This is a genomic window from Stenotrophomonas sp. TWI1409 (genome assembly GCF_039673015.1).
Taxonomy (GTDB): domain Bacteria; phylum Pseudomonadota; class Gammaproteobacteria; order Xanthomonadales; family Xanthomonadaceae; genus Stenotrophomonas; species Stenotrophomonas maltophilia_A.
Window position 1 is genome coordinate 31,527 of record NZ_JBDJKU010000027.1, and the last position, 23,043, is coordinate 54,569.

The window sequence follows — 23,043 nt, forward strand, 5'->3', positions numbered from 1 at the left end:
TCATGAAAATAACGAGCGTGATTCACATGCCGCTGGCGCCATCGGCCGCACAGTGCCGCCATTCGTCATGCGAAATCGGGGAGTTTTCGCCTTGACGGACACGTTGACCTGCCTTTTCCAGGTGCGGTCGCGTGAAGATGTGAAGATTTTCAGAAGTTAATGAAGCCAGGCCTTGTTCCCGTGTCGGGAGCCGGGGTGGGCCGCATTGTCTTCAAAAAAAGCCTGCCTGCAGTGCCATCCGGTCTTTTCATGGAGATTTACCGATGAACCGCATTTACCGTCTGGTTTTCAATCGCGCCCTCGGCGTAATGCAGGTTGCTTCGGAGGTCACCCAGAATCCCGGCGGAAGCGCGGTCTGCGCAGGGCGGGTGCCGCGATTGCGGGCGCACCAGTTGGCGGTGGCATTGGCTGCCACGCTGGCCAGTGGTTCGGCCTTCGCAGCGTGCACTGGCACCACGACCGTCAACTGCGACAGCTCCACCAACATCAACAACTACGTCAACCCGACCAGCGGCCTGACGTTGAACATCGCCAATGGCGCGGTGTTCAGCGTGCCTCTGCTGTTGGGCGGCAATGCGGTGACGTTGAGCGGCAGCAACACCACGGTCAACAACGCCGGCACGATCGATCCGTTCCTGACCGGTGGTCTCAGCCTGGCCGCGGCCGGCCTGGTGGTCGGCAACAACACCGCCGGTGGCAGCGCGATCACGGTCAACAACCAGACTGGCGGCCAGATCAAGGGCATCTTCAACATCGGCACTTTGCTGGGTTTCGGCGGCCAGGCGGTCACCGCGCAGAATGCCGCAGGTGGGACCACCACGCTGGTCAATGATGGTTCGATTGGAATGTCGCTGCTGGGGATAGGGCAGCTTGCGGATGCGACGTCGGTGGTGACCTATGGCGGAGCACAGGCCAACGTGACCAACCGTGGCAGCATCACCGGTCGTGTCGGCCTGGGCGCTTCGACAGGCAATACGTTCACCAATTCGGGCACGATCTCGGGCAGTGTGCATCTGGGTGATTCCACCGGCGGCAATACTTTCACTGCCGTGGCAGGGTCCACCGTGGTTACCGGTGGCGGTAGCGCACCTGCAGGCCTGCTCGCCGGCGTAACCGGGGTCAAGGTCGCAGCGGCGGGCACGGTTGATGCAGGCATCGGCACCGGTGCCGCCAACAACACCCTGGTGCTGCAGGACAACGCCAGTAACAACGGGCCTGCGTCGAGCATCGGCTGGACCAACTACATCGGCTTCCAGAAGCTCACCGTCAACAGCGGCACCTGGAACCTGCAGGGGCCGTGGTCGGGCACGGGCGCGATCACCCTCGGTGGCGGCGTGGTGAACTTCAACAACAACGCCGCATTCGGTTCCGGCCTGTTTACCGTCACTGGCGGCTCGATCGCGGCCAGTGGTGCAGGCCTGTCGCTGGGCAACAATTTCACCCTCAATGGCGGGTTGAACCTGGGCGGTGCCCAAGGCTTCGGTTTGAGTGGCGTGCTATCCGGTACCGGTGGGCTGACGGTCAACAACACCGGCATCGTCACCCTGGGCGGTGCGAACCTGTTCAGCGGTGGCGTCAACCTCAATGCTGGCGGCCTGGTGCTCGGCAATGCCGGTGCGCTCGGCAGCGGCAGTCTGACCGTCGGTGGCAACGCTTCGCTGGATACCTCGGCCAACTTCAATCTGGGCAACAACCTCGTCATCAACGGTGGCGGCACGCTCAACCTGCTGGGCAGCAACGCGCTGGGCCTGAATGGTTCGATCTCCGGCGCTGGCGACCTGGTCAAGGCGGGTCCGGGTACCCTCACCTTGAATGGTGCCAACCTGCTTACGGGCTCCTTCGCGGTCACCGGTGGTGCGCTGGCATTGGGCGCCGGTGGCAGCCTGTCACCGACAAGTGCGATCTCGCTGAGCGCAGGTACCAACCTCGATCTCTCGGTTGCGGCCAGCCAGACCATCGGCTCACTCGCCGGATCCGGTGCGCTCAACCTTGGCGCGCGCAGCCTCACGTTGGGTGGCCTGAACACCAGCACCAGCTTCTCCGGCGTCATCGGCGGTGTCGGCGGCGCGCTGGTCAAGGTCGGTACGGGTACCCAGACCCTGTCGGGCGCCAATACCTTCACAGGTGGCGTCACGCTCAACGGCGGTGGCCTGCTGCTGGGCAATGCAGGCGCGCTGGGTACTGGAACACTTAGTGTTGGCGGCAACGTGTCTCTCGATGGCACCGGGGCGCTCGCTCTCACCAACGCGGTCAATCTGGGCGCGGGCGGCATCCTCAATCTGTCCGGGAACCAGGCGTTGACCTTCAACGGCGTCGTCGGTGGTACCGGCAGCCTGGTCAAGAACGGTGCGGCCACCCTGACCCTCAACAACGCCAACACGTTTGGTGGAGGACTGTCGCTCACGGCTGGTGGGCTGGTCCTCGGCAACGGCGGTGCGCTGGGAACCGGTGCACTGAGTGTCGGTGGTGTGGCAACGCTTGATGCCAGCACGGCGCTGAGCGTGGGCAATGGCATCAACCTGGGGGCCGGCGGCTCGCTCAGCGTGCTGGGCAGCAATGCGCTGACCCTGGGCGGCGTCATCAGCGGCACCGGCAGCCTGGTCAAGAACGGCGCTGCTACGTTGACGCTGGGCGGCGCCAATGCGTTCACCGGTGGATTGGCGATCAACGCAGGCAAGGTCGCGCTGGCCAGTGGCGGCAGTCTCGCAGCCACCGGTGCAGTGAATCTGGTCAATGCAGGGACGGAGCTGGACATCTCGCTCGGCGGCAACCAGACCATCGGCGCGCTGTCCGGCATCGCCGGCAGCACCGTGACGCTGGGCGGCAGCACGCTCACCTTTGGCGACGCCACCAACCAGACCTTCGGCGGCGTGATCGGCGGTACCGGTGGCCTGGTCAAGCAGGGAACGGGCACGCAGACGCTCAGCGGCGCCAATACCTTCAGTGGTGGCCTGAACCTGGCGGCCGGTGGCCTGCTGCTGGGCAACGGCAGTGCACTCGGTACCGGCGCGTTGACGGTCAGCGGCAATGGCTCGCTCGACGCAACCGCAGCACTGAATCTGGGCAATGCCATCAACCTTGGCGCGGTGCTGACCCTGCCCGGCAGCCAGAACCTGACCCTGGGCGGCAACATCACCGGCAGCGGCAGCCTGACCAAGAACGGCGCCTCGCTGCTGACCTTGAACGGTACCAATGCGTTCAGCGGCGGCCTGAACCTCAATGCCGGCAGCCTGCTGCTGGGCAACAGCGGTGCACTCGGCACGGGCGCGTTGAGCGTGGGTGGCAATGCATCGCTCGATGGCAGCACGGCACTGAACCTGACCAACAATGTGGCGCTTGGGACGGGGGCCTCGCTGTCGTTGCCGGGCGCGCAGGCGATCACGCTTGGCGGGGTGGTTTCCGGAGCCGGCGGCCTGGTCAAGAACGGTGCCACCACGCTTACCCTCAACGGTGCCAATACCTTCGGTGGCGGGCTGGTGCTCAACGGTGGTGGCCTGATGCTGGGCAACGCCGGCGCGCTGGGAACCGGTCTGCTTGCAGTGGGCGCCAACGCCACCCTCGACAGTTCGGTGGCATTGAACCTGGCCAACGCCATTGACCTGGACGCTGGTGCGCAGCTGAGCCTGACCAGCAACCAGAACGTCGCACTGGGCGGGCTGGTGTCGGGTACCGGCAGCCTGATCAAGACCGGCACCGGTGTGCTGTCGTTGAACAACAGCAACACCTTCAGTGGTGGTCTGGCGCTGAACGCGGGCGGTCTGTCGGTCGGCGCCAACGGTGCGTTGGGTACCGGTGCACTGAACATCGGCGGCAATGTTTCTCTGGATGCGAGCGCCCCGGTTTCGCTGGTCAATGCAGTGAACCTGGGCGCCAATACGCTGACCCTGCCGGGCAGCAGCAATCTCACTCTGAGCGGTGTGGTGAGTGGTGCCGGTGGCCTGATCAAGGACGGCGCCTCGACGCTGACCTTGTCCGGTGCCAATACCTTCCTCGGTGGCGCTACGGTCAACGCAGGTACGCTGGCACTCGGCGCAGGTGGCAGTCTTGCCGCCATCGGTGCGGTGGACCTCGCCGGTGCCGGCGCGACGCTGGACATCTCCGCAGCGGGTGCCGGGCAGACCATTGGCGCGTTGAACGGCGCGGCAGGCAGCCATGTGGCATTGGGCACGCAGACCCTTACTTTCGGTGGCGCCAGCAATGGCAGCTTTGCCGGTGCCATCGATGGCAGCGGTGGGCTGATCAAGGTCGGTGCTGGCGTGCAGACGCTGTCCGGTGCCAATACCTTCAGTGGCGGTGTCGCGCTTGATGCCGGTGGCCTGATCCTCGGGAATTCGGGGGCGCTGGGCACGGGCACACTGGGCATCGGCGGCAACGTCAGCCTGGACGGAACGACGGCACTGAACCTGGCCAACGCCGTGAACTTCGGTGGGGGTACGCAGCTGACGCTGGGCGGCAGCAGCGATCTCACCCTTGCAGGCGTGGTGGCCGGCAGCGGCAGCCTGATCAAGAACGGTGCAGGCCTGCTGACGCTCAACAACACCAATACCTTCGGTGGCGGCCTGACCTTGAACGGTGGTGGCCTGGTGGTCGGCGCGAACGGCGCACTCGGTTCCGGCACGCTGGCGGTGAATGCCAGCACCACGCTGGATGCGGGTGCTGCAGCGACGCTCGGCAATGCGGTCACGCTGGGCTCGGGTGTCGCACTGACATTGCCGGGCAGCAATGCGCTGACGCTGTCGGGTGTGATCGATGGCAACGGCAGCCTGATCAAGAACGGTGCCACCACGCTGACGCTGTCCGGTGCCAACACCTATACCGGCGGTACCACCATCAACGCCGGTACGCTGGCACTGGGAACAGGTGGCAGCCTTGCCGCGGCGGGTGATGTCACGCTGGGCGCAGGCGCTGGCTTCGATATCTCCGGTGCCGGCAGCAGCCAGACCATCGGCGCGCTCAACGGTGCGGGCGGAAGCACGCTGGCGCTGGGTGGCAATTCGTTGACCTTCGGCACGGCCGGCAATGCTGCCTTCGACGGCGTGATCAGTGGCGGTGGTGGTCTGGTCAAAGTGGGCGCGGGCGTGCAGACGTTGTCTGCTGCCAACACCTTCGGCGGCGGCGTCACGCTCAATGCCGGCGGCCTGCTGCTGGGCAACGACGCGGCGCTGGGCTCTGGCGCGCTCACCGTCGGCGGGACGGCCACGCTGGACACCACCGGCCTGGCAGCACTGACCAACAACATCGCGCTCAACGCAGGTCTGACCGTACTGGGCACCAATGCACTGACGCTCAACGGGGTGATTTCCGGTACCGGCAGCCTGACCAAGGATGGCGTCGCAACGCTGACCTTGAATGGCATCAACACCTATACCGGTGGTACCAACATCAACACCGGCACACTGGCGCTGGGTGCCGGTGCAAGCCTGGCGGCGAGCGGTACCGTGAACCTCGCCACCGGCGCGACGCTGGATCTGTCGGCCGGCAGTGGCACGCAGGTGTTCGGCACCCTGGTCGGCAACGGTACGGTCAACCTGGGCGCCAATTCGATCGAAGTCGGCGGGGCGACCAATGGCACCTTCAGTGGCTCTATCGCAGGTACGGGTGGCCTGACCAAGGTCGGTGCGGGCATCGAGACGCTGACCGGTGCCAACACCTACACCGGCGGCACCTTCATCAATGCCGGCACACTGGCGATCGGTCCGGGTGGCAGCCTGGCGGCCACCGGTGCAGTGACACTCACCGCAGCGGGAACCGGCTTCGACATCTCGACGTCCGGTGCCAGCCAGACCATTGGTTCGCTGGCCGGCGTGATCGGCTCCACGGTCAGTCTGGGGGCGCAGTCGCTGATCCTCGGCGGCAACGGCAACAGCGTGTTCGACGGCGCGATCTCCGGTACCGGCGGCCTGGTCAAGAACGGCACCGGCATCCTGACGCTGGGTGGCGCCAACCTGTTCAGTGGCGGCCTGGCGCTCAATGGCGGCGGCCTGGTGGTCGGCAACAACGCCGCGCTCGGCAGCGGTGCGCTGACCGTGGGTGCCAACGCTACGCTGGATGCTTCGATCGCGGCCAACCTGGCCAACAACATCGCGCTGGCATCGGGCGCCAACCTCGACCTGCTGGGCAGCAATGCGCTCACCCTGGGCGGCATGGTTTCCGGTACCGGTGGCCTGATCAAGAACGGTGCGGCCACCGTGACCCTGACCGGTGCGAATACCTACACCGGAGGCACCACCATCAACAGCGGCACGCTGGCCATCGGTGCTGGTGGCAGCCTGGCCTCGACCGGTGCGGTGGACCTGGCCGGTACCGGTACCCTCGACATCTCGGCCGGCAACCAGAGCATCGGTTCGCTTGCCGGTGTGGCCGGCAGCACCGTGGCGCTGGGTGGTAGCGCGCTGACCCTGGGCGGCACCGTTGACAGTGCCTTCAATGGCGCGATCACCGGCAACGGTGGCCTGATCAAGAACGGTGCGGGCGTGCAGACCTTCAACGGCGCCAGCACCTTCAGTGGTGGTGTAACGCTCAATGCAGGCGGCCTGGTGGTCGGCAACGATGCAGCTCTGGGTACCGGGGCGGTAACGGTGGGTGGCAACGGCACGCTCGATTCGAACACTGCGGTGACGCTGGCCAACAACTTCGTCCTCAACGCCGGGCTGACCGTGCTCGGCAGCAACAACCTCACCCTCAACGGCAACCTGAGTGGCACCGGAGCGCTGACCAAGGACGGTTTGGCGACGCTGACCTTGAACGGTACCAATACCTATACCGGTGGCACCTTCATCAATGCCGGTACGCTGGCATTGGGCGCCGGCGCGAGCCTGCATGCCAGTGGCATCGTCAATCTGGCTTCGGGCGCGACCTTCGATCTGTCGGCGGGCAGCGGCACGCAGCAGTTCGGCACCCTGGTCGGCAACGGTACGGTGAACCTGGGGGCAAACACCTTGACCATTGGCGGTCCCGCCAATGGCACGTTCAGCGGTTCGGTGGGTGGTACCGGTGGGCTGATCAAGGAAGGCACCGGGACCCAGACCCTGACCGGTAACAATACCTTCACCGGTGGCACCACCATCAATGCGGGCACGCTGGCGATTGGCGCCGGTGGCAGCCTGGCATCGAATGGTGCGGTGACATTGGCCAATGCCGGTACGGCGTTCGACATTTCTGCCGGGGGTGCGCAGAGCATCGGGTCGTTGGCTGGTGTTGCCGGCAGCACGGTTGCGCTGGGCGGCAGCACGCTGACCCTCAATGGCGTGGGCAACACCACTTTCGCCGGTGACATCACCGGCACCGGCGGGCTGGTGAAGAACGGGGCGGGCGTGCAGACCCTGATCGGCGCGAATACATTCAGCGGCGGCGTGGCGCTCAATGCCGGTGGCCTGACGCTGGGCAATGGTGGTGCGCTGGGTACCGGTACGCTGACGGTGGGCGGCAACGCCATGCTGGATGGCACCACTGCGTTGACCGTGGGCAACAACGTGCAGCTGGCCAGCGGCACGCTGACCCTGGCGGGCAGCAACGCGCTCGCGCTGAATGGTGTGATCAGTGGTGCGGGTGGTCTGCTCAAGGATGGCGCCGCGACCGTCACTCTCGGCGGTGCCAGCAGCTATGCCGGTGACACCACGATCAACAGTGGCGTCCTGGCAGTGGGTGCCGGTGGCACCCTGTCGGGTGCGAGCACGGTCAATCTGACCGGTGCCGGCACGCTGGACATCAGTGCCGGTGGCAATCAGAGCATCGGTGGCCTGGCCGGCGTGACCGGCTCCAGCGTCGTGCTGGGTGGCGCAACCCTCACCACCGGCGGCAACAACGGCAGCACCGCCTTCGCTGGCGTGTTGAGTGGCAGCGGTGGCCTGGTGCAGAGTGGCACCGGCACGCTGACCCTGAGCGGCGACAACGTCTATACCGGTGGCACCACCATCAACGGTGGCAGCACGCTGCAGCTCGGCAACGGTGGCAGCACCGGTTCGGTGCTGGGCGACATCACCAACAACGGCAGCCTGGTCTACAACCTGGGCACCACGGCAACCGTAGGCGGTGTGGTCAGCGGTGGCGGTGGCCTGACCCAGGCTGGCAGCGGAACGCTGGTGCTGACCGGCAACAACACCTACACCGGCGGTACCACCATCAATGCAGGCGGCACGCTGCAGGTCGGCAATGGCGGTGCGACCGGGGCGATCGTCGGCGACATCACCAACAACGGTGCGCTGGTCTCCAACGTGGCGGGCAACACCACGCTGGGCGGCACCATCAGCGGCAGCGGTGGCCTGACCCAGGCCGGCGCTGGCACGCTGACTCTGACCGGCAACAACACCTATACCGGCGGCACCACCATCAATGCCGGTGGCACGCTGCAGGTCGGCAATGGCGGTGCGACCGGTGCGATCACCGGTAATGTCGCCAACAACGGCAGCCTGGTGTTCGACGTGGCGGGCAACACCACGGTCGGCGGCGCGATCAGTGGCAGTGGTGGCCTGACCCAGGCCGGTGCCGGCGTGCTGACGCTGGTCGGCAACAACACCTACACCGGCGGCACCATCATCACTGCCGGTGGCACGCTGCAGGTGGGCAATGGTGGAGCGACCGGTTCGATCGCTGGCGACATCACCAACAATGGTTCGCTGATCTCCCACGTCGCGGGCAACACCCTGCTGGGCGGCACCATCAGTGGTACGGGTGGCCTGACCCAGGCGGGCAGTGGCTCGCTGGTGCTGACCGGCACCAACACCTACACCGGCGGTACCACCATCAATGCCGGCGGCACGCTGCAGCTGGGCAATGGTGGTGCGACCGGCTCGATCGTCGGCGACATCACCAACAACGGCACGCTTGTGTCCAACGTCGCGGGCAACACCACGCTGGGCGGCACCATCAGCGGCAGCGGTGGCCTGACCCAGGCCGGCAGCGGCACACTGACCGTGACCGGCAACAACACCTACACCGGCCCGACCACCATCACTGCCGGTGGCACCCTGCAGGTGGGCAATGGCGGCGCGACCGGTGCGATTGGCGGCAGCGTCACCAACAACGGCAGCCTGATCTTCAACGTGGGTGGCAACACCACCGTCGGCGGCGCCATCAGCGGCAGCGGTGGCCTGACCCAGGCCGGCAGCGGCACGCTGATCCTGGGCGGCAACAACACCTATACCGGCGGCACCACCATCAACACCGGCGGCACGCTGCAGGTCGGCAACGGCGGCGCGAGCGGATCGATTGCCGGCAACGTCAGCAACAACGGCAGCCTGGTGTTCAACGTCGGTGGCAACACCACCGTCGGTGGCACCATCAGCGGCAGCGGTGGCCTGACCCAGGCTGGCAACGGCACCATTACGCTTATCGGAAACAACACCTATACCGGTGGCACGACCATCAATGCGGGCGGCACCGTGCAGGTTGGCAATGGCGGCGCCAGTGGCTCGATCACCGGCAACATCACCAACAACGGTGGGCTGATCATCAACACCGGTGGCAGCACCACGCTGGGCGGCAGCATCAGCGGTGGCGGCAGCATCGTGCAGGCCGGTCCGGGGGGCCTGAACCTTGGCGGCAACAGCGGTGGTTTCAGCGGTACCGGCCAGGTCACCGGCGGTGGCCTGAATGTCACCGGCAACATCGGCGGCCAGTGGACCATCGGCAGCGGTACCACGCTGTCCGGCACCGGCACCATCGGGGGTACCGGTGGTGGCGTGACGGTATCCAGTGGCGGCGTGCTGTCGCCGGGTAATGGCCCAGGCAATGGCAGCGGTGCGGGCAATGGCACCGGCACGATCACGGTGGGTGGCAACCTGACCTTGTCGCCGGGCAGCACGCTGGGCATCGATCTGGGTGCCACCGGCAGCGACACGGTGCAGGTGGGTGGCAGTGCCAACGTGGGTGGCAGCAGCGTGCAGGTGAATACCATCTCGCCGAGCACCAGCTACCAGCAGGGCCAGCAGTACACCGTGGTCAATGCGGGCGGTGGCGTGAGCGGGCAGTTCGCTTCGGCCAAGACGCCGTCGGCCTTCCTGACCATCACCCCGGTCTACACGGCGAACACGGCCAATCTGCAGATCGATGTGGCGCAGACCGCAGCCTTCACCACGGCGGCGAAGACGCGCAACCAGTACAACACCGCCGCAGCACTGGACAGCCTGCCGCAGAGTGGCTCGGCACTGGGGCTGTACAACACGGTGTTGATCTATGACGCCGCCACCGCGCGCAGCGCATTCGACCAGCTGTCCGGTGAAGTGCATGCCGCCAGCCGCGCTGTGCTGCTGTATGACAACTATCTGGAAGAAGGCATCCGCCAGCGCCTGGGCAGTGAGCTGCCGACCGTGCGTGGCGAGCGCGCGTCGGCCTGGCTGGCCGGCAGCGGCAAGGTGTTCAAGCAGGATGGTGATGGCAACGGCGATGACATCCGCTCCAACCGCAATGCGCTGATGGCCGGCGTGGACTGGCAGCTCGGGGAGCACGTGGTGCTGGGTGCAGCGGCCGGCAACGAACGGCTGGATACGCGCCTATACGATCGCAGCTCGCGGGCCCGCCTGCGTGGCAACACCTTCGGCCTGTATGCGCAGGGCCAGTGGAACAACGGCTTTGCGGTCGGTGGCAGCGTGTCGCGCGGCGACTACCGCACGCGCACCACGCGTGAGGTGCCGCTGCTGGGCCAGACCCTGTACAGCCGCCAGGATTCGGATGTGACCATTGCCCAGGTGGAAGGCAGCTGGACCTGGAGCCACGGCAGGACCCAGCTGCAGCCGTACGTGCAGTTCACCAAGCACTGGGTCGACAGCGATCGTGCGGTGGAACAGGGCGGCAGTGCTGCGCTGGAGCTGGAAGGCGGCAAGGACACGCTCAATGTCAGCACCGTGGGCGTGCGTGGGCGCTGGGACGTGGGCAGTGGCGAGCGCTTCCCGGCGCAGCTGACGGTCGGCCTCGGCTGGCAGCATGCATCGGGCGACACCGACGTGGCCAGCCGCAACCGCTTCGCGGCCGGCGGCAATGCGTTCGATGTGTACAGCGCGGTGATGGCACGCAACGCGCTGGTCAGCCAGCTGGGCGTGGCGGTCGGCCTGGGCCGCAACAGCCAGCTGTCGATGTTCGTGCAGGGCCAGCACGGCGACGGTCGCCGCGACGTCGGCGGGCAGATCAACCTGCGCGTGGGTTTCTGAGGGGAGTGGGCCAGCGGTAGATCCACGCTCCGCGTGGATGGCACCGGGGCGGGAGCGCTAGAGCTCCCGCTCCATTTCCACAGCGTCGATCCCGGCGCCGTGGCCATCGGGCACCACACGTGTCACCCGGAAGCCCAGGCCGGCGTAGAAGCCCTGGGTGTGCTGGCTGGTGCTGAGCGTGATGCGATTGATCGAGGGATCCGCTTCGGCCTGGCGCAGGCGCGCCAGCGCCAGTTCGCGGCCCAGTCCATGCCGGTGCAGCGCGCGCTGCACCATGCCCCAACAGAAACCGGCACTGCCATCGCCGCGGCGCGACAGGCCGCCACAGGCCACGATGCTGCCATCGCGTTCGATTACCTGGAATGCACAGCCCATTGCCTGCTCACGCAGGAAGCGTTCGAAGTCGCTCCGCTCTTCCGGTGCGAAGTAGGTGGGCACGTTGCTGTCGAAGATCGACAGGCAGGCGGTCATGTCGCTGCAGCAGTAGGGGCGGGGTGTCATGAAGGAACGTCATGGTTGTGGGCACATTGTGCGCGAGGTCCGTGCCATTGATGTCTGAACATGGCGAGCCCGGAAACCGGTTCGGGCGCAGACTGCAGGTCCCCGTCATCAGGAGGTTCCATGTCCAACGCTCACGCCAGTTTCGTACAACTCCACCAAGGTGCCAATTTTTACGTGCTGCCCAACGTATGGGATGCCGGTGGCGCCCGCCTGGTCCAGCAGCAGGGGGCCCGCGCGGTGGGAACATCGAGTGCTGCGATGGCGTGGTCCTGCGGTTATGCCGATGGCGGTGCGCTGCCTGATACCGCGCTGCTGCAGCGGGTGTCCGAAATCGCTCGTGTGATCTCGTTGCCGGTCACGGTCGATATCGAGGACGGCTACAGCGATGTTCCCGATGCGGTCGCTGCGCGGGTGCTGCGCCTGGTGGAGGCGGGTGCGGTCGGGATCAACATCGAAGACGGCGCCGGCAGTCCTGCGGCGCTGGTGGACAAGATCACTGCCATCCGCTCGGCGCTTGGCGGGCGATCGCTGTTCATCAATGCACGCACCGATGTGTATCTGCGCAGCCTGGCCGAAGGTGATGAGGCCGTCAGGATGAGCATCGATCGGCTGCAGGCCTATGCACGTGCTGGTGCCGACGGCGGCTTTGTGCCGGGGCTGCGTGCGCTGGACGAGGCTGCTGCGGTTGCCAGCGCCGTGCCGCTGCCCCTCAACCTCATGTGGCTGCCTGGAATTGCGTCGCCTGCTGCGCTGTCGCAGGCCGGCGTGCGGCGGCTGAGTGCAGGGCCCGCGCTGTTCATGCACGCGTGGGCGGCGATGGCTGCGGCGACCACGGATTTTCTCGGCGGCGCGATGGCGATGCCCGAGGGCGCACCGGGGTATGTGGCCTTGAACCACCTGTTCAGCGAAGGGTGAGGGTGCTGGGGACGGGGGCAGCGGTAGGCTGGGGCATGGGCGGATAGTCGATTCGACCGCGCCGAGGCATCCACGCATGGCGTGGATCTACTGATCCATCTGGAGGAACAAGCCCCTCTGTTGAGGGGCTGCCCCGACAGGGGCGGGGAGAGGCAGGCAAAGGGAGGGGCCCAAAGGTTGCGCAGCAACGTTTGGGGCGAAGCGCGCGCAGCGCACTTCGCGTCCCGCGCCAGATAACTGAAAAAGGCCGCCCCTGGGGGCAGCCTTTTTCAGTTATCTGGCGGAGAGAGGGGGATTCGAACCCCCGAAGCGCGGTTTAGACGCTTACACACTTTCCAGGCGTGCTCCTTCAACCACTCGGACACCTCTCCGGATCCCTGCCATCGGCAAACGCCTCAGCAGGGGCGCAGATTCTAGCGGGCTGCGCGGCACTTCACAAGCACCCCGGTCAGGAACCTGCGAAGGACGTGCCGGAGGCGAGGGGGCTGGACAGGCATGGCACAATGGAACATCCGATGGAAAACGGTGGCCTGATGTCCTATCTCGTCCTTGCCCGCAAGTGGCGTCCGAAGCGTTTTGCCGAGCTGGTGGGCCAGGAACACGTGGTCCGTGCGCTCAGCAACGCGCTGGACAGCGGCCGGGTCCACCATGCGTTCCTGTTCACCGGTACCCGCGGCGTGGGCAAGACCACCATCGCGCGCATCTTCGCCAAGTCGCTGAACTGCGAGCAGGGCACCAGCGCAGACCCATGCGGCCAGTGCGCGGCCTGCCTGGACATCGACGCTGGCCGCTACATCGACCTGCTGGAAATCGACGCCGCGTCCAACACCGGTGTGGATGACGTGCGCGAGGTGATCGAGAACGCGCAGTACATGCCCTCGCGTGGCAAGTACAAGGTCTACCTGATCGACGAAGTGCACATGCTGTCCAAGGCGGCGTTCAACGCGCTGCTGAAGACGCTGGAAGAGCCGCCGGAGCACGTGAAGTTCCTGCTGGCCACCACCGACCCGCAGAAGCTGCCGGTCACCGTGCTCAGCCGCTGCCTGCAGTTCAACCTCAAGCGCCTGGACGAGGATCAGATCCAGGGCCAGATGACCCGCATCCTGGCGGCTGAGGAAATCGAGGCCGACGGCAGCGCCATCGTGCAGCTGGCCAAGGCCGCCGACGGCAGCCTGCGTGACGGCCTGTCGCTGCTGGACCAGGCGATCGCCTACGCCGGCGGCGCGCTGCGCGAGGACGTGGTGCGCACCATGCTGGGCACGGTCGACCGCACCCAGGTGGCAGCGATGCTCGATGCGCTGGCCGAAGGCGATGGTCCGCGCCTGTTGCAGGTGGTGGCTGCGCTGGCGGAGTTCTCGCCGGACTGGAGCGGCGTACTGGAAGCGCTTGCCGAAGGCCTGCATCGCATCCAGGTGCAGCAGCTGGTACCGGGTGCCGCAGCGGCTGCCGAAGGCCTGGACGCGACGGTGTTCGCCGAACGCCTGCGTCCGGAAGTGGTGCAGCTCTGGTATCAGATGGCCTTGAACGGCCGTCGTGACCTGCCGCTGGCGCCTAGCCCGCGCGCGGGCTTTGAAATGGCTGTGCTGCGCATGCTGGCGTTCCGCCCGGCCGCGGCGGTCCCGCCGGTGCCGAAGTCGGTGGACGGTGCAGGCAATGCGCCGGGTGGCAATGCTGCCGGTGGTGGCAGCGGTACGGGTACCCACGAAGCGACACCGGTTGCTGCCGCCACTTCGGCAAGCCCGGCCGTAGTAGCGCAGGTGGCCGCTCCGGCGCAGGCCGCGCCGCGCGAACCTGAACCCGAACCTGAGCCGGCCCCACGACCCGAACCGGACCCGACCCCGGAGCCCGAGCCGGTTCCGGTGGAAGAGCCCGTGTCACCGCCGCCGGTGAAGGCCGAAGCAGCGGCACCGGCATCCGTTGAAGCCGAAACGGGCGACGACCTGCCGCCGTGGGCCACCGACGAAGCCGAGGCGCGTGACGAGGCGCTGGCGGCCGAGATGGCTGGGCCGGACGCTGCCATGGTGGCGCCCTGGCATGAACCGCCAGCTCCCGTCGCGGCTCCCAGCGAGCCTGCGCCGCTCGAGCGCCCGTTCCGCACTGAAGGCATTGCCATCGCGCCGGCCGAGCCGGCCCCGGCACGTGATGCCGTGCCGCAGGAAGGTGTCAGCGATCTGGCCAGCGCCGAGGATTGGCTGGATCTGGTCGCCAACAGTGGCCTGAGCGGCCCGTCGCGGCAGTTGGCCGCCAACGCCGCCTTCATCAGTTGCCAGCACGGGACCTTGAAACTGGGTCTTTCGCCCGGATTTGAATATCTGCGCTCGGAGCGCGCGCTGGCCGCCCTGGGCGAGATGCTGGAGAAGGCCATCGGCCAGGCGCCGAAGATCGTGGTCGAGACCGTGGAAACCGAACACGTTCCGGCCGAGACCCTGCACCAGCGTGCCGATCGCCAGCGTGGCGAGCGGCAGCAGGTGGCAGAGGCTGTTTTCATGGACGATCCGGAAGTGCAGGTGCTGATCCAACAGCACGGCGCCCGGGTTGTTTCCGATTCCATCCGTTCTTTTGACGAGTAGGACACTATGCGCGGCAACATCGCCCAACTGATGCAGCAGGCCCAGAAGATGCAGGAAAACCTGCAGAAGGCCCAGGAAGAAATCGCCAAGATCGAAGTGACCGGCAGCGCCGGTGGTGGCATGGTCAGCGTGACCCTGACCGGCGCCAAGGAATGCCGCAAGGTGCGCATCGACCCGTCGCTGGCCAGCGACCCGGAGATGCTGGAAGACCTGATCGCCGCCGCCTTCAACGATGCCTCGAACAAGATCGATGCCGAGTCGAAGTCGAAGATGGGTTCGGCCACCGCCGGCATGCAGCTGCCGCCGGGCATGAAGCTGCCGTTCTGATTTTCAGCGTGGCACCCGTGTAACCGGGTGCCACGGATCCCGTAGAGTCGAGCTTGCTCGACTGCTCCAACCTTCAGTCGAGCATGGCTCGACTCTACAAACAGCCGTCGAGCCTGCTCGACGCAATGAAAGCCTGCCGCCGTGTCCGCACCCCTGCTTGAACAATTGATCGACGCACTGCGGGTGCTGCCTGGCGTGGGCCAGAAGACGGCGCAGCGCATGGCCTACCACCTGCTCGAGCGCGAGCGCGAAGGTGGCCAGCGCCTGGCCGAAACCCTGGCGCTGGCGGTGGAGCGCATTGGCCACTGCGCGCAATGCCGCGATTTCAGCGAAACCGAGTTGTGCCCGACCTGTGCCAACAGCAGCCGCGAGCGCAGCCAGCTGTGCGTGGTCGAATCACCGGCCGACCGCTTGGCCATCGAGAACGCCACCGGCTTCCGCGGTGTCTACTTCGTGCTGCAGGGACGGCTGTCGCCGCTCGATGGCATCGGCCCGCGCGAGCTGGGCCTGGAGCAGCTGGAGCGGCGGCTGGCCGAAGGCGAGGTGCAGGAGCTGATCATCGCCACCAGCGCCACTGTGGAGGGGGAGGCCACCGCGCATTACCTGGCGCAGCTGGCGCGCGCGCGCAAGGTGCAGCCCAGCCGCCTGGCGCAGGGCCTGCCGCTGGGCGGCGAACTGGAATACGTTGATCGTGGCACGCTGTCGCACGCGTTCGGGACGCGCAGCGAATTCCGCGATTGAGCAACGGCCGGCATGGCCGGGCGCGGGCGGCCTACAATGCGGGAGACATCCCCGCCGAGGCCGACCATGAGCAACGAAACCCTCTTCAGCAAGATCATCCGTCGCGAGATCCCGGCCACCATCGTCTACGAGGATGACGAGGTGCTGGGCTTCAAGGACATCGCACCGCAGGCGCCGGTGCACGTGCTGTTCATTCCGAAGAACGAGATCATTCCGACCCTGGATGACCTGCAGCCGTCGCAGGCGCACCTGATCGGCAAGCTGGCGCTGGCTGCCGCCGAGTATGCGCGCCGCGAGGGCTTTGCTCAGGACGGCTACCGCATCGTGATGAACTGCCGCGAGGATGCCGGGCAGACCGTGTTCCATATCCACATGCACCTGCTGGCCGGTGCGCCGCTGGGGCACTTCGGTACCCCGGGGCGTTGAAGCCCCTATCCACGCATGGCGTGGATCTACCGTATCCCGGCGTGGATGGAAAAGGCCGCCCGAGGGCGGCCTTTTCCGTCATGCCTGTGCGGTGATTATCACCACCAGCCCCAGCGACCATAGCCGCCCCAGTACGGGCCATACGGGCTCGGGCCCCACGGGCCATAGGGATAGGGCACCACGTCGACCTGACGCTGTTCCGGCCACAGGTAGATCACATCGGCCGACAGCTTCGGCAGGCGGTAGTCGTATTCGCCGATGCGGGTGTTCTGGTAGCCGTCGATCTTGCCGATGAAGGTCACGTCACGACCGGCTTCGAACACCGCCGGGTCGTAGAAGCCGGCACGGCAGGCGATGAAACGACCGTCGCTGGCATCGGACGAAGTGGTGTTCGGGCGGCCACTGCCATTGAGCGGGCGCGAGATGATCTGGAAGCAGGTCTCGCCCTGGCCGGGCTTGGTTTCGATGATGCGACCGCCCCAACGGACCGGCGTGCCGACCTGCTGGGTAGCGACTGAATCGCGAGGGGAGACCAGGCTGAACTGTCCCTGCAGCGGCTTGGGGGCCGTGGCGCAGGCCGACAGGGCCAGCGTGGCCACAGCGGTGAGAAGGAACTTGGTGTTCATGGGGAGGCTCCGGAAGTCGGGCGATGCCTGCGCAGGTCCCGCAATAATGAAGCGAGGTCGGTGCAAGTTCCAGCGTAACGCGCATCAGCGAAACGCTGGCTGAGCGCGAGCAGGGCCGGGTCAGGACGCTGCCGGTGTACGCGCTGTGCCCAGTCCTGGGCGGTTTCGTGCGGTTCACGGGCCAGGCCGAGGCGGGCGTAGCGCCGTCCGAGCCGGTGCCAGGCGCGCAGCAGCGGGTCGCGTTCGCGCTCGCCACGGGCCAGCAGCCAGGCCATCCACGCCAGCGCCAGCAGTGCGGCCACCACGAAGCCAGCGACCAGCTGCCCGGGGCCCAGATCGTCCAGCCCGAACGGCTTGAGCAGCTGTTGCTGGCGGCGCGCATCGAATGACAGCACCAGGTCGTTCCAGCCGCGGCGCAGCCAGTCGCCCAGCTCGCCCAGCTGCAGCCAACGCTGCTGCAGTGGCGTGTCCGTGCCGGCCTGCAGGCGGTCATCCAGTGTGTCCAGGATGCGTTCCGGTGCCACGGCTGCGGTCGGGTCGACCCGGACCCAGCCGCGCTGCGGCAGCCACACCTCGGCCCAGGCGTGGGCATCCATTCGCCGCACTACCCAGTAGTCGCCGATGCGGTTGCGGGTGCCGCCGGCGAAACCGGTCACCACCCGCGCCGGGACGCCGGCGTTGCGCATCAGCACCACGAAGGCCGAGCTGAAGTGTTCACAGAAGCCGGCCTTGTAGCCGAACAGGAACTCGTCGATCGGGTCGCGTCCCGCCGCAGGGGTGTCCAGCGTGTACGAGAAGTCGGTGGTGATCCACTGCAGCGCGCGGCGCACGATGGCCTCGTCATCGCTGCCAGCCTCCTGTCGCCATTGCTGCGCCAACGTGGCGGTGCGCGGGTTGAAGCCGGTCGGCAGCTGCAGCGTCGCGCGGCGCAGATAGGGCGACAGCGTGCTGTCGAAACGCAGTGGAGGGGCTGAATGCAACCGCCAGCGGCTGAGCGAGGCCAGCGGGCGTTCGCTGCTCAGGCTCATGTCCGCATCCAGCATGCTGCCTGCAGGCGCGCGGCTGGGCAGGTCCAGCGCCACCAGCTGGCGGCGTTCGGTCGGCTCGTAGTCGATCTGGTAATCCCAGCCCTGTGTACTTGCTTCAACCACCGCAGCAGGCCGCCGCGCGCTGGCGCGGTCGCGTGTCCAGCGCCGTCCATCGAAGGCGGTCAGTACAGGGCCGCGCCAGTAACGCTGCGCCGGCTCGGGTGGAATGCCGAAGAACTGCACGCGCAGCGCCGGGCTGTCGTCGGCCATCAGGTCCAACCACTGGCCGGGCTCCATGCTGTCGGACAACCCCGGCGTACCCACGGCGCGCTCGGGAACACCCCACAGTGGCGTGGCCAGGCGCGGGAACAGCCAGAAACAGGCCAATGCCAGCGGCAGGCCGATCGCCAACAGGCGGCCGACACCATGCAGCTGCCCGCGCAGTGGCAGGCGGCCGGCATGACCTTCATCCTGGGCCAGGCGTTGCAGCGCGATCAGTGCGCTGCCCCCGGCCAGCGCGGCCAGCGCGGTTGTCAGCGGCCCCTGGTCGAGCAGGAATGCTGCAAAGGGCGAGAACAGCGCGAAGCCGAGCAGGCTGCGGGCATCACGCAGGCTGCGCAGCTCGCTGGACTTGATCGCCAGCATCGCGGCCAGCAGTGCGCAACCGGTATCGCGCCCGGGGCGCACCATGCCCATCTGCCAGACGATGGCGCCGAGCATGCCCAGCACCAGCAGCAGGCGTACCGGCATCGGCAACACTGTCCGCCACGACAGGGCGGCGGTGATGATCGCCGCCAGCGCGATCACACCAGCCAGCAGTGGCGGCAGCTGCAGCAGCAACGGCAACAAGGCCAGCGCCGCGCTGGCCAGGGTCCAGTTGCGGGCATTGCGGTCGAGCAGGGCCGGGGTCTCAGTCATGCGGCATCAGCGCCAGCGCGCGCAGGCACAGGTGATGGTGGCTGGCGCCCTGACCGGGCCCGAACGGCGGGTGTGCAGGCAGCAGCAGGGTGTAGCGGCGGCCCTCGCGCTCTGCCACATCCACCCAGCGCGCCAATCGAGCGATGCGTGCTTCATGGCCCAACGGCGCCAACGAGCGCCAGTCGAGGATCACTTCGATGCCGACCGGCTTTTCGTACTCGCGCACCAGCAGGCTGTCGCGGCGTGCCGAGTGCTTCCAGGAAATGCTGCGCGGCGCATCGCCGGCCCGGTAGGGGCGTAGCTGATGCAGTTCCTCGCCGCTGGCATGGGCGCGGGTGTGCAGCGGATCGCTGCCGCTCTCCGGCAGTGCAGGCGCCACGGCTTCGGCCAGCGGGTAGACCAGCAGCGGCTGTTCCGGCCACACCCACGACCACGCCCGCACCAGGCCCAGCGGCTGGGTGGTGGACAGTCGGATGCGCGGCAGTTCCAGCCAGCCACGGCGTTCGCTGGGAACGTCCAGTTCCACTTCGCCACGGCCGTGCGCAGGCAGCGAGGTCCAGGCGTTGCTGTCACCCAGCTGCAGATGCAGGCCGTGCCGCGCACGCGGGTCACGCAGTGAGAGGTCCACGCGCAGACGCAACGGTTGCCCGGCCGCTACCGGCTCGGCGGAGATCGCATCGATCTGCACGCCGGACAACTGGAGATGCGCGGCAATGGCACTGGCGATTGCTGCTGCCGCGAGCAGCAGGGCCAGCAGCAGCGCCGGGTTGTTGTTGTAGTTCAGTGCGCCCAGCAGCATGGCCGTCAGCAGGGTGGCAACGAACAGGCCGAAGCGGGTGGGCAGCACATAGATGCGATGGCGGTCCAGCCGCCTCGGCAAGGCTTCGGGCCTGCGTGGCCGAGCCAGCAGCTGCATGCGTGCCCAGCGTGTGGCCACGCTCAGTCCACCGCGACGGTCTGCAGGATCGCGCGCGCCAGTGCCGGACCCGAACTGGATTCGGCTTCCGCCACCAGTCGGTGACCGGCCACCGCCACGAACAGGGTCTGCACGTCTTCGGGCACCACATGGCCGCGCCCCAGCAGCAGGGCATGTGCCTTGGCCGCGCGCAGCAGCGCCAGGCCCGCACGTGGCGACAGGCCCACGCGCACACCGGCATGCTGGCGGCTGCGGGTCAGCAGCGCCTGCACATAGTCGATCAGCGCGTCGCTGGCATGCACCTGGTTCACTGCGTCGCGCAGCGCGCGCACCTGGGTGTCATCCAGTTTCGGTACGGCACGCGCGATCAGGTCGCGGCGATCGCTGCCGCGCAGCAGCTCGCGCTCGGCCTGCGCGCTGGGGTAACCCATCGCCAGCCGCAACAGGAAGCGGTCCAGCTGCGAATCCGGCAGCGGGAACGTGCCGGACAGATCCACCGGGTTCTGCGTAGCGATCACGAAGAAAGGATCGGGCAGGGCATGGGTCTGTCCATCCAGGGTGACCTGTTGCTCGGCCATCGCTTCCAGCAACGCGCTCTGCGTGCGCGGTGGTGCGCGGTTGATCTCGTCGGCCAGCAGTACGTGGGTGAACACCGGGCCGGGGTGGAACTGGAACTGACGGCTGCCGGCTTCATACACCGACACGCCCAGCACATCGGCGGGCAACAGATCGGAGGTGAACTGCACGCGCTGGAAGCTGAGGCCGAGGCTGCTGGCCAGCGCATGCGCCAGCGTGGTCTTGCCCAGGCCGGGCAGATCTTCAATCAGCAGGTGACCGCCGGACAGCAATGCGACGAACGCCAGCCTGACTTCCGGCACCTTGCCCAGTACCAGTGCGTTCACCTGATCCTGTGCCTCCCGCAGGGCCTGACGCAATTGATCGGTTAGCATGCTGGGGTTGGGGGACGAAGCTGGCATGATCGTCTCAGATCTGGAATCCACTCGATTATCCATAGAGCAATGCAAGGCGAACAGCGCGCACGGACGATATTTCTCTGGTTATGGACGCTGGTCACAGCGGCCAAGCTGATCGTTGCCGCGCGCTTGCCGCTGTTCGTCGACGAAGCGTTCTATTGGCAGGAAGGCCAGCATCTGGCCGCGGCCTATTCGGATCTGCCCGGGTTGACCGCCTGGCTGGCCCGCCTGGGCGTGGAGCTCGGCGGTCATCACGTGCTTGCGCTGCGCCTGCCGTTCCTGGCCATCGGTGCGCTGTTGCCGCTGCTGGTGGTGCGCACGGCCACGCGCTGGTTCGGCAATGTGGCGGGTTGGCAGGCGGGCAGCCTCACGCTGTTGATGCCGTTGTCGGCGACGCTGGGCCTGCTGGCGGTACCCGACGTGCCGATGGCGCTGGCGGCGGTGATCTGCCTGCACGCCGGTGCGCGCCTGCTGCACAACGTGGATGCCTCCTCGGCGATGAAGCTGGCGCTGGGCCTGCTGATCGGTGCGCTCAGCCACTACCGTTTCATCGGTGTCATCGGCGTCGGTTTCATCGCGCTGCTGGCATTGCCGCAGGGGCGGCGCATGCTGGCCGATCCGCGCGTGTGGGTCGCACTGGCGGTGGGCGTGCTGGCATGGCTGCCACTGCTGGCGTGGAATGCGGACAACCACGATGCCGGTCTGAAATTCCAGGTGGTCGAGCGTCATCCCTGGGCCTTTGAATGGGGCGGGCTGTGGTTCCTGGTGATCCAGCCGATGCTGGTGACGCCGATCCTGTGCATGGCGATGTGGAAGGTGGCGCTGGCAGGAACCCGGAGCGGTGGCGGTGCGCGCGTGCAGTGGCGCTATTTCGGCCTGGTGGGCGGCGTATCCACGTTGGGCATTTTCGTGCTTGGCTTCTTCACTGACGTCGAGCGGATCAGTTTCCATTGGCCGCTGCCGGGCTACCTCGCACTGCTGGTGGCGGTGCCGGTAGTGCTCAACGGCTGGCCGCGCTGGCTGCGCCGCACCGGCTGGTGGCTGGCAGGCGCGGGCATGGTGCTGGCGTTCGGCTACTACCTGATGGCATCCACGCCGGCACTGCGCGAGCAGATGGCCGGCAGCAAGTACTACCCGCGCAATTTCGCTGGCTGGCAACCACTGGCCGTAGCGGTCCATGAAGAGCTTCGGCAGATGCCGGAAGGGACGCGCGTGCTGGCCGGCAACTTCAAGGTCGGCGCCGAACTGGGCTTCCAGCTGGGCAATGGCAACATCGAGGTGCTGCCGCATCCGCTCAATGACAAGCATGGCCGCACCGCGCAGCTGGCACAGTGGGGCCTGCTGCATGAGGGCGAGCGCACGGCGCCGATGCTGCTGGTGCTGTCACCCAGCGACCAGCGCTATCGCGAACTGCTGGAGCGCTATCACGCCATCTGCGATCAGGTGGGGCCGATGCCGGCGCCACGCGTGGTCAGCAGTGATCACGGGTTCCAGCGCTTCCTGTTGTTCCGCCTGCCGGTGCAGCGCGCGGAAGGGCCGTGCGTGACGCCGGCGATGGCGTGGCTGGATGCGCCTTCCAATGGCGAGAAGGTGTCCGGCACGTTCGCGATCAAGGGCTGGGCGTTCAAGGATGGCGTCGGCCTGGCACGCGTCGAAGTGCTGGTCGATGGCCGTTCCATCGGTGACGCCCGCTATGGGCGTGTGTTCGACGTGCGCCCCGTGTGGCCGGACAGCACCGATCCGCAGCACCCGGCGGTGGGCTTCGACGCATCGCTGGATACCACCACGCTGGCGCCGGGCAGGCATTGGCTGGGCCTGCGCCTGTATGGCCGCGATGGCAGCGTGGAAGAGTGGCAGGAGCAGCCGTTCGAAGTTCGTTGAGTCCTGCTTTTGTAGAGTCGGGGGGGGGGGGGGGGGGGATGTAAAAAGGCAAGAACAACGGAAAAAAGAAACAAAA

12 protein-coding genes and 1 tRNA gene are annotated in these 23,043 nt (G+C 67.0%); 7 read left to right on the plus strand and 6 right to left on the minus strand.

What is annotated here, in order from left to right:
* Positions 1 to 263 precede the first annotated feature (263 nt).
* Positions 264 to 11,144 carry an autotransporter-associated beta strand repeat-containing protein gene (locus ABE423_RS10995; RefSeq protein WP_346486021.1) on the plus strand — a complete coding sequence of 3,627 codons (10,881 nt, stop codon included), beginning with the start codon at positions 264 to 266 and terminating at the stop codon, positions 11,142 to 11,144.
* 57 nt (positions 11,145 to 11,201) lie between these two features.
* Here ABE423_RS10995 and ABE423_RS11000 read toward each other — a convergent pair whose 3' ends face one another.
* A complete protein-coding gene (locus ABE423_RS11000; protein ID WP_012510207.1) occupies positions 11,202 to 11,645 on the minus strand; it encodes a GNAT family N-acetyltransferase in 444 nt (147 codons plus the stop codon).
* Between the two features lie 120 nt (positions 11,646 to 11,765).
* Here ABE423_RS11000 and ABE423_RS11005 point away from each other — a divergent pair, with 120 nt between their 5' ends.
* On the plus strand, positions 11,766 to 12,560 hold the full coding sequence (locus ABE423_RS11005) for an isocitrate lyase/phosphoenolpyruvate mutase family protein (protein ID WP_346486023.1): 795 nt from the start codon (positions 11,766 to 11,768) through the stop codon (positions 12,558 to 12,560).
* 278 nt (positions 12,561 to 12,838) lie between these two features.
* On the opposite strand, the gene ABE423_RS11010 is transcribed toward ABE423_RS11005, so the two are convergent.
* Positions 12,839 to 12,931: transfer RNA gene (locus ABE423_RS11010), tRNA-Ser, on the minus strand.
* A 144-nt stretch (positions 12,932 to 13,075) separates the two neighbouring features.
* Between ABE423_RS11010 and dnaX the strand changes: the two genes are divergently transcribed.
* The 4 genes from dnaX to ABE423_RS11030 all read left to right on the plus strand — a co-directional run bounded on the left by dnaX (position 13,076) and on the right by ABE423_RS11030 (position 16,624).
* On the plus strand, positions 13,076 to 15,130 hold the full coding sequence (gene dnaX / locus ABE423_RS11015) for a DNA polymerase III subunit gamma/tau (protein WP_346486025.1): 2,055 nt from the start codon (positions 13,076 to 13,078) through the stop codon (positions 15,128 to 15,130).
* Positions 15,131 to 15,136: 6 nt separating this feature from the next.
* Positions 15,137 to 15,457, plus strand: coding sequence for a YbaB/EbfC family nucleoid-associated protein (locus tag ABE423_RS11020; RefSeq protein ID WP_004154630.1), 321 nt, complete (start codon positions 15,137 to 15,139; stop codon positions 15,455 to 15,457).
* A 141-nt stretch (positions 15,458 to 15,598) separates the two neighbouring features.
* Positions 15,599 to 16,198, plus strand: a complete 600-nt coding sequence (recR, locus tag ABE423_RS11025) for a recombination mediator RecR (protein WP_032127775.1) — start codon at positions 15,599 to 15,601, stop codon at positions 16,196 to 16,198.
* Positions 16,199 to 16,264: 66 nt separating this feature from the next.
* Positions 16,265 to 16,624: a histidine triad nucleotide-binding protein gene (locus ABE423_RS11030; RefSeq protein ID WP_014646179.1), complete on the plus strand. Its 360-nt coding sequence runs from the start codon at positions 16,265 to 16,267 to the stop codon at positions 16,622 to 16,624.
* A 98-nt stretch (positions 16,625 to 16,722) separates the two neighbouring features.
* Here ABE423_RS11030 and ABE423_RS11035 read toward each other — a convergent pair whose 3' ends face one another.
* From ABE423_RS11035 to ABE423_RS11050, 4 genes are read right to left on the minus strand one after another with little or no spacing between them, the layout of a single operon-like run.
* Positions 16,723 to 17,250 carry a Slp family lipoprotein gene (locus tag ABE423_RS11035; protein WP_032127773.1) on the minus strand — a complete coding sequence of 176 codons (528 nt, stop codon included), beginning with the start codon at positions 17,248 to 17,250 and terminating at the stop codon, positions 16,723 to 16,725.
* Positions 17,247 to 19,196 carry a DUF3488 and transglutaminase-like domain-containing protein gene (locus ABE423_RS11040; protein ID WP_253143541.1) on the minus strand — a complete coding sequence of 650 codons (1,950 nt, stop codon included), beginning with the start codon at positions 19,194 to 19,196 and terminating at the stop codon, positions 17,247 to 17,249. The genes ABE423_RS11035 and ABE423_RS11040 overlap by 4 nt, the downstream gene beginning before the upstream one ends.
* Positions 19,189 to 20,112: a DUF58 domain-containing protein gene (locus ABE423_RS11045; protein ID WP_185749964.1), complete on the minus strand. Its 924-nt coding sequence runs from the start codon at positions 20,110 to 20,112 to the stop codon at positions 19,189 to 19,191. The genes ABE423_RS11040 and ABE423_RS11045 overlap by 8 nt, the downstream gene beginning before the upstream one ends.
* Positions 20,113 to 20,135: 23 nt before the next feature.
* Entirely contained in the window at positions 20,136 to 21,089 is a 954-nt protein-coding gene (locus ABE423_RS11050; RefSeq protein ID WP_032127770.1) for a MoxR family ATPase, read from the minus strand.
* A 42-nt stretch (positions 21,090 to 21,131) separates the two neighbouring features.
* Here ABE423_RS11050 and ABE423_RS11055 point away from each other — a divergent pair, with 42 nt between their 5' ends.
* Positions 21,132 to 22,967 carry a glycosyltransferase family 39 protein gene (locus tag ABE423_RS11055; protein ID WP_253143542.1) on the plus strand — a complete coding sequence of 612 codons (1,836 nt, stop codon included), beginning with the start codon at positions 21,132 to 21,134 and terminating at the stop codon, positions 22,965 to 22,967.
* Positions 22,968 to 23,043 lie beyond the last annotated feature (76 nt).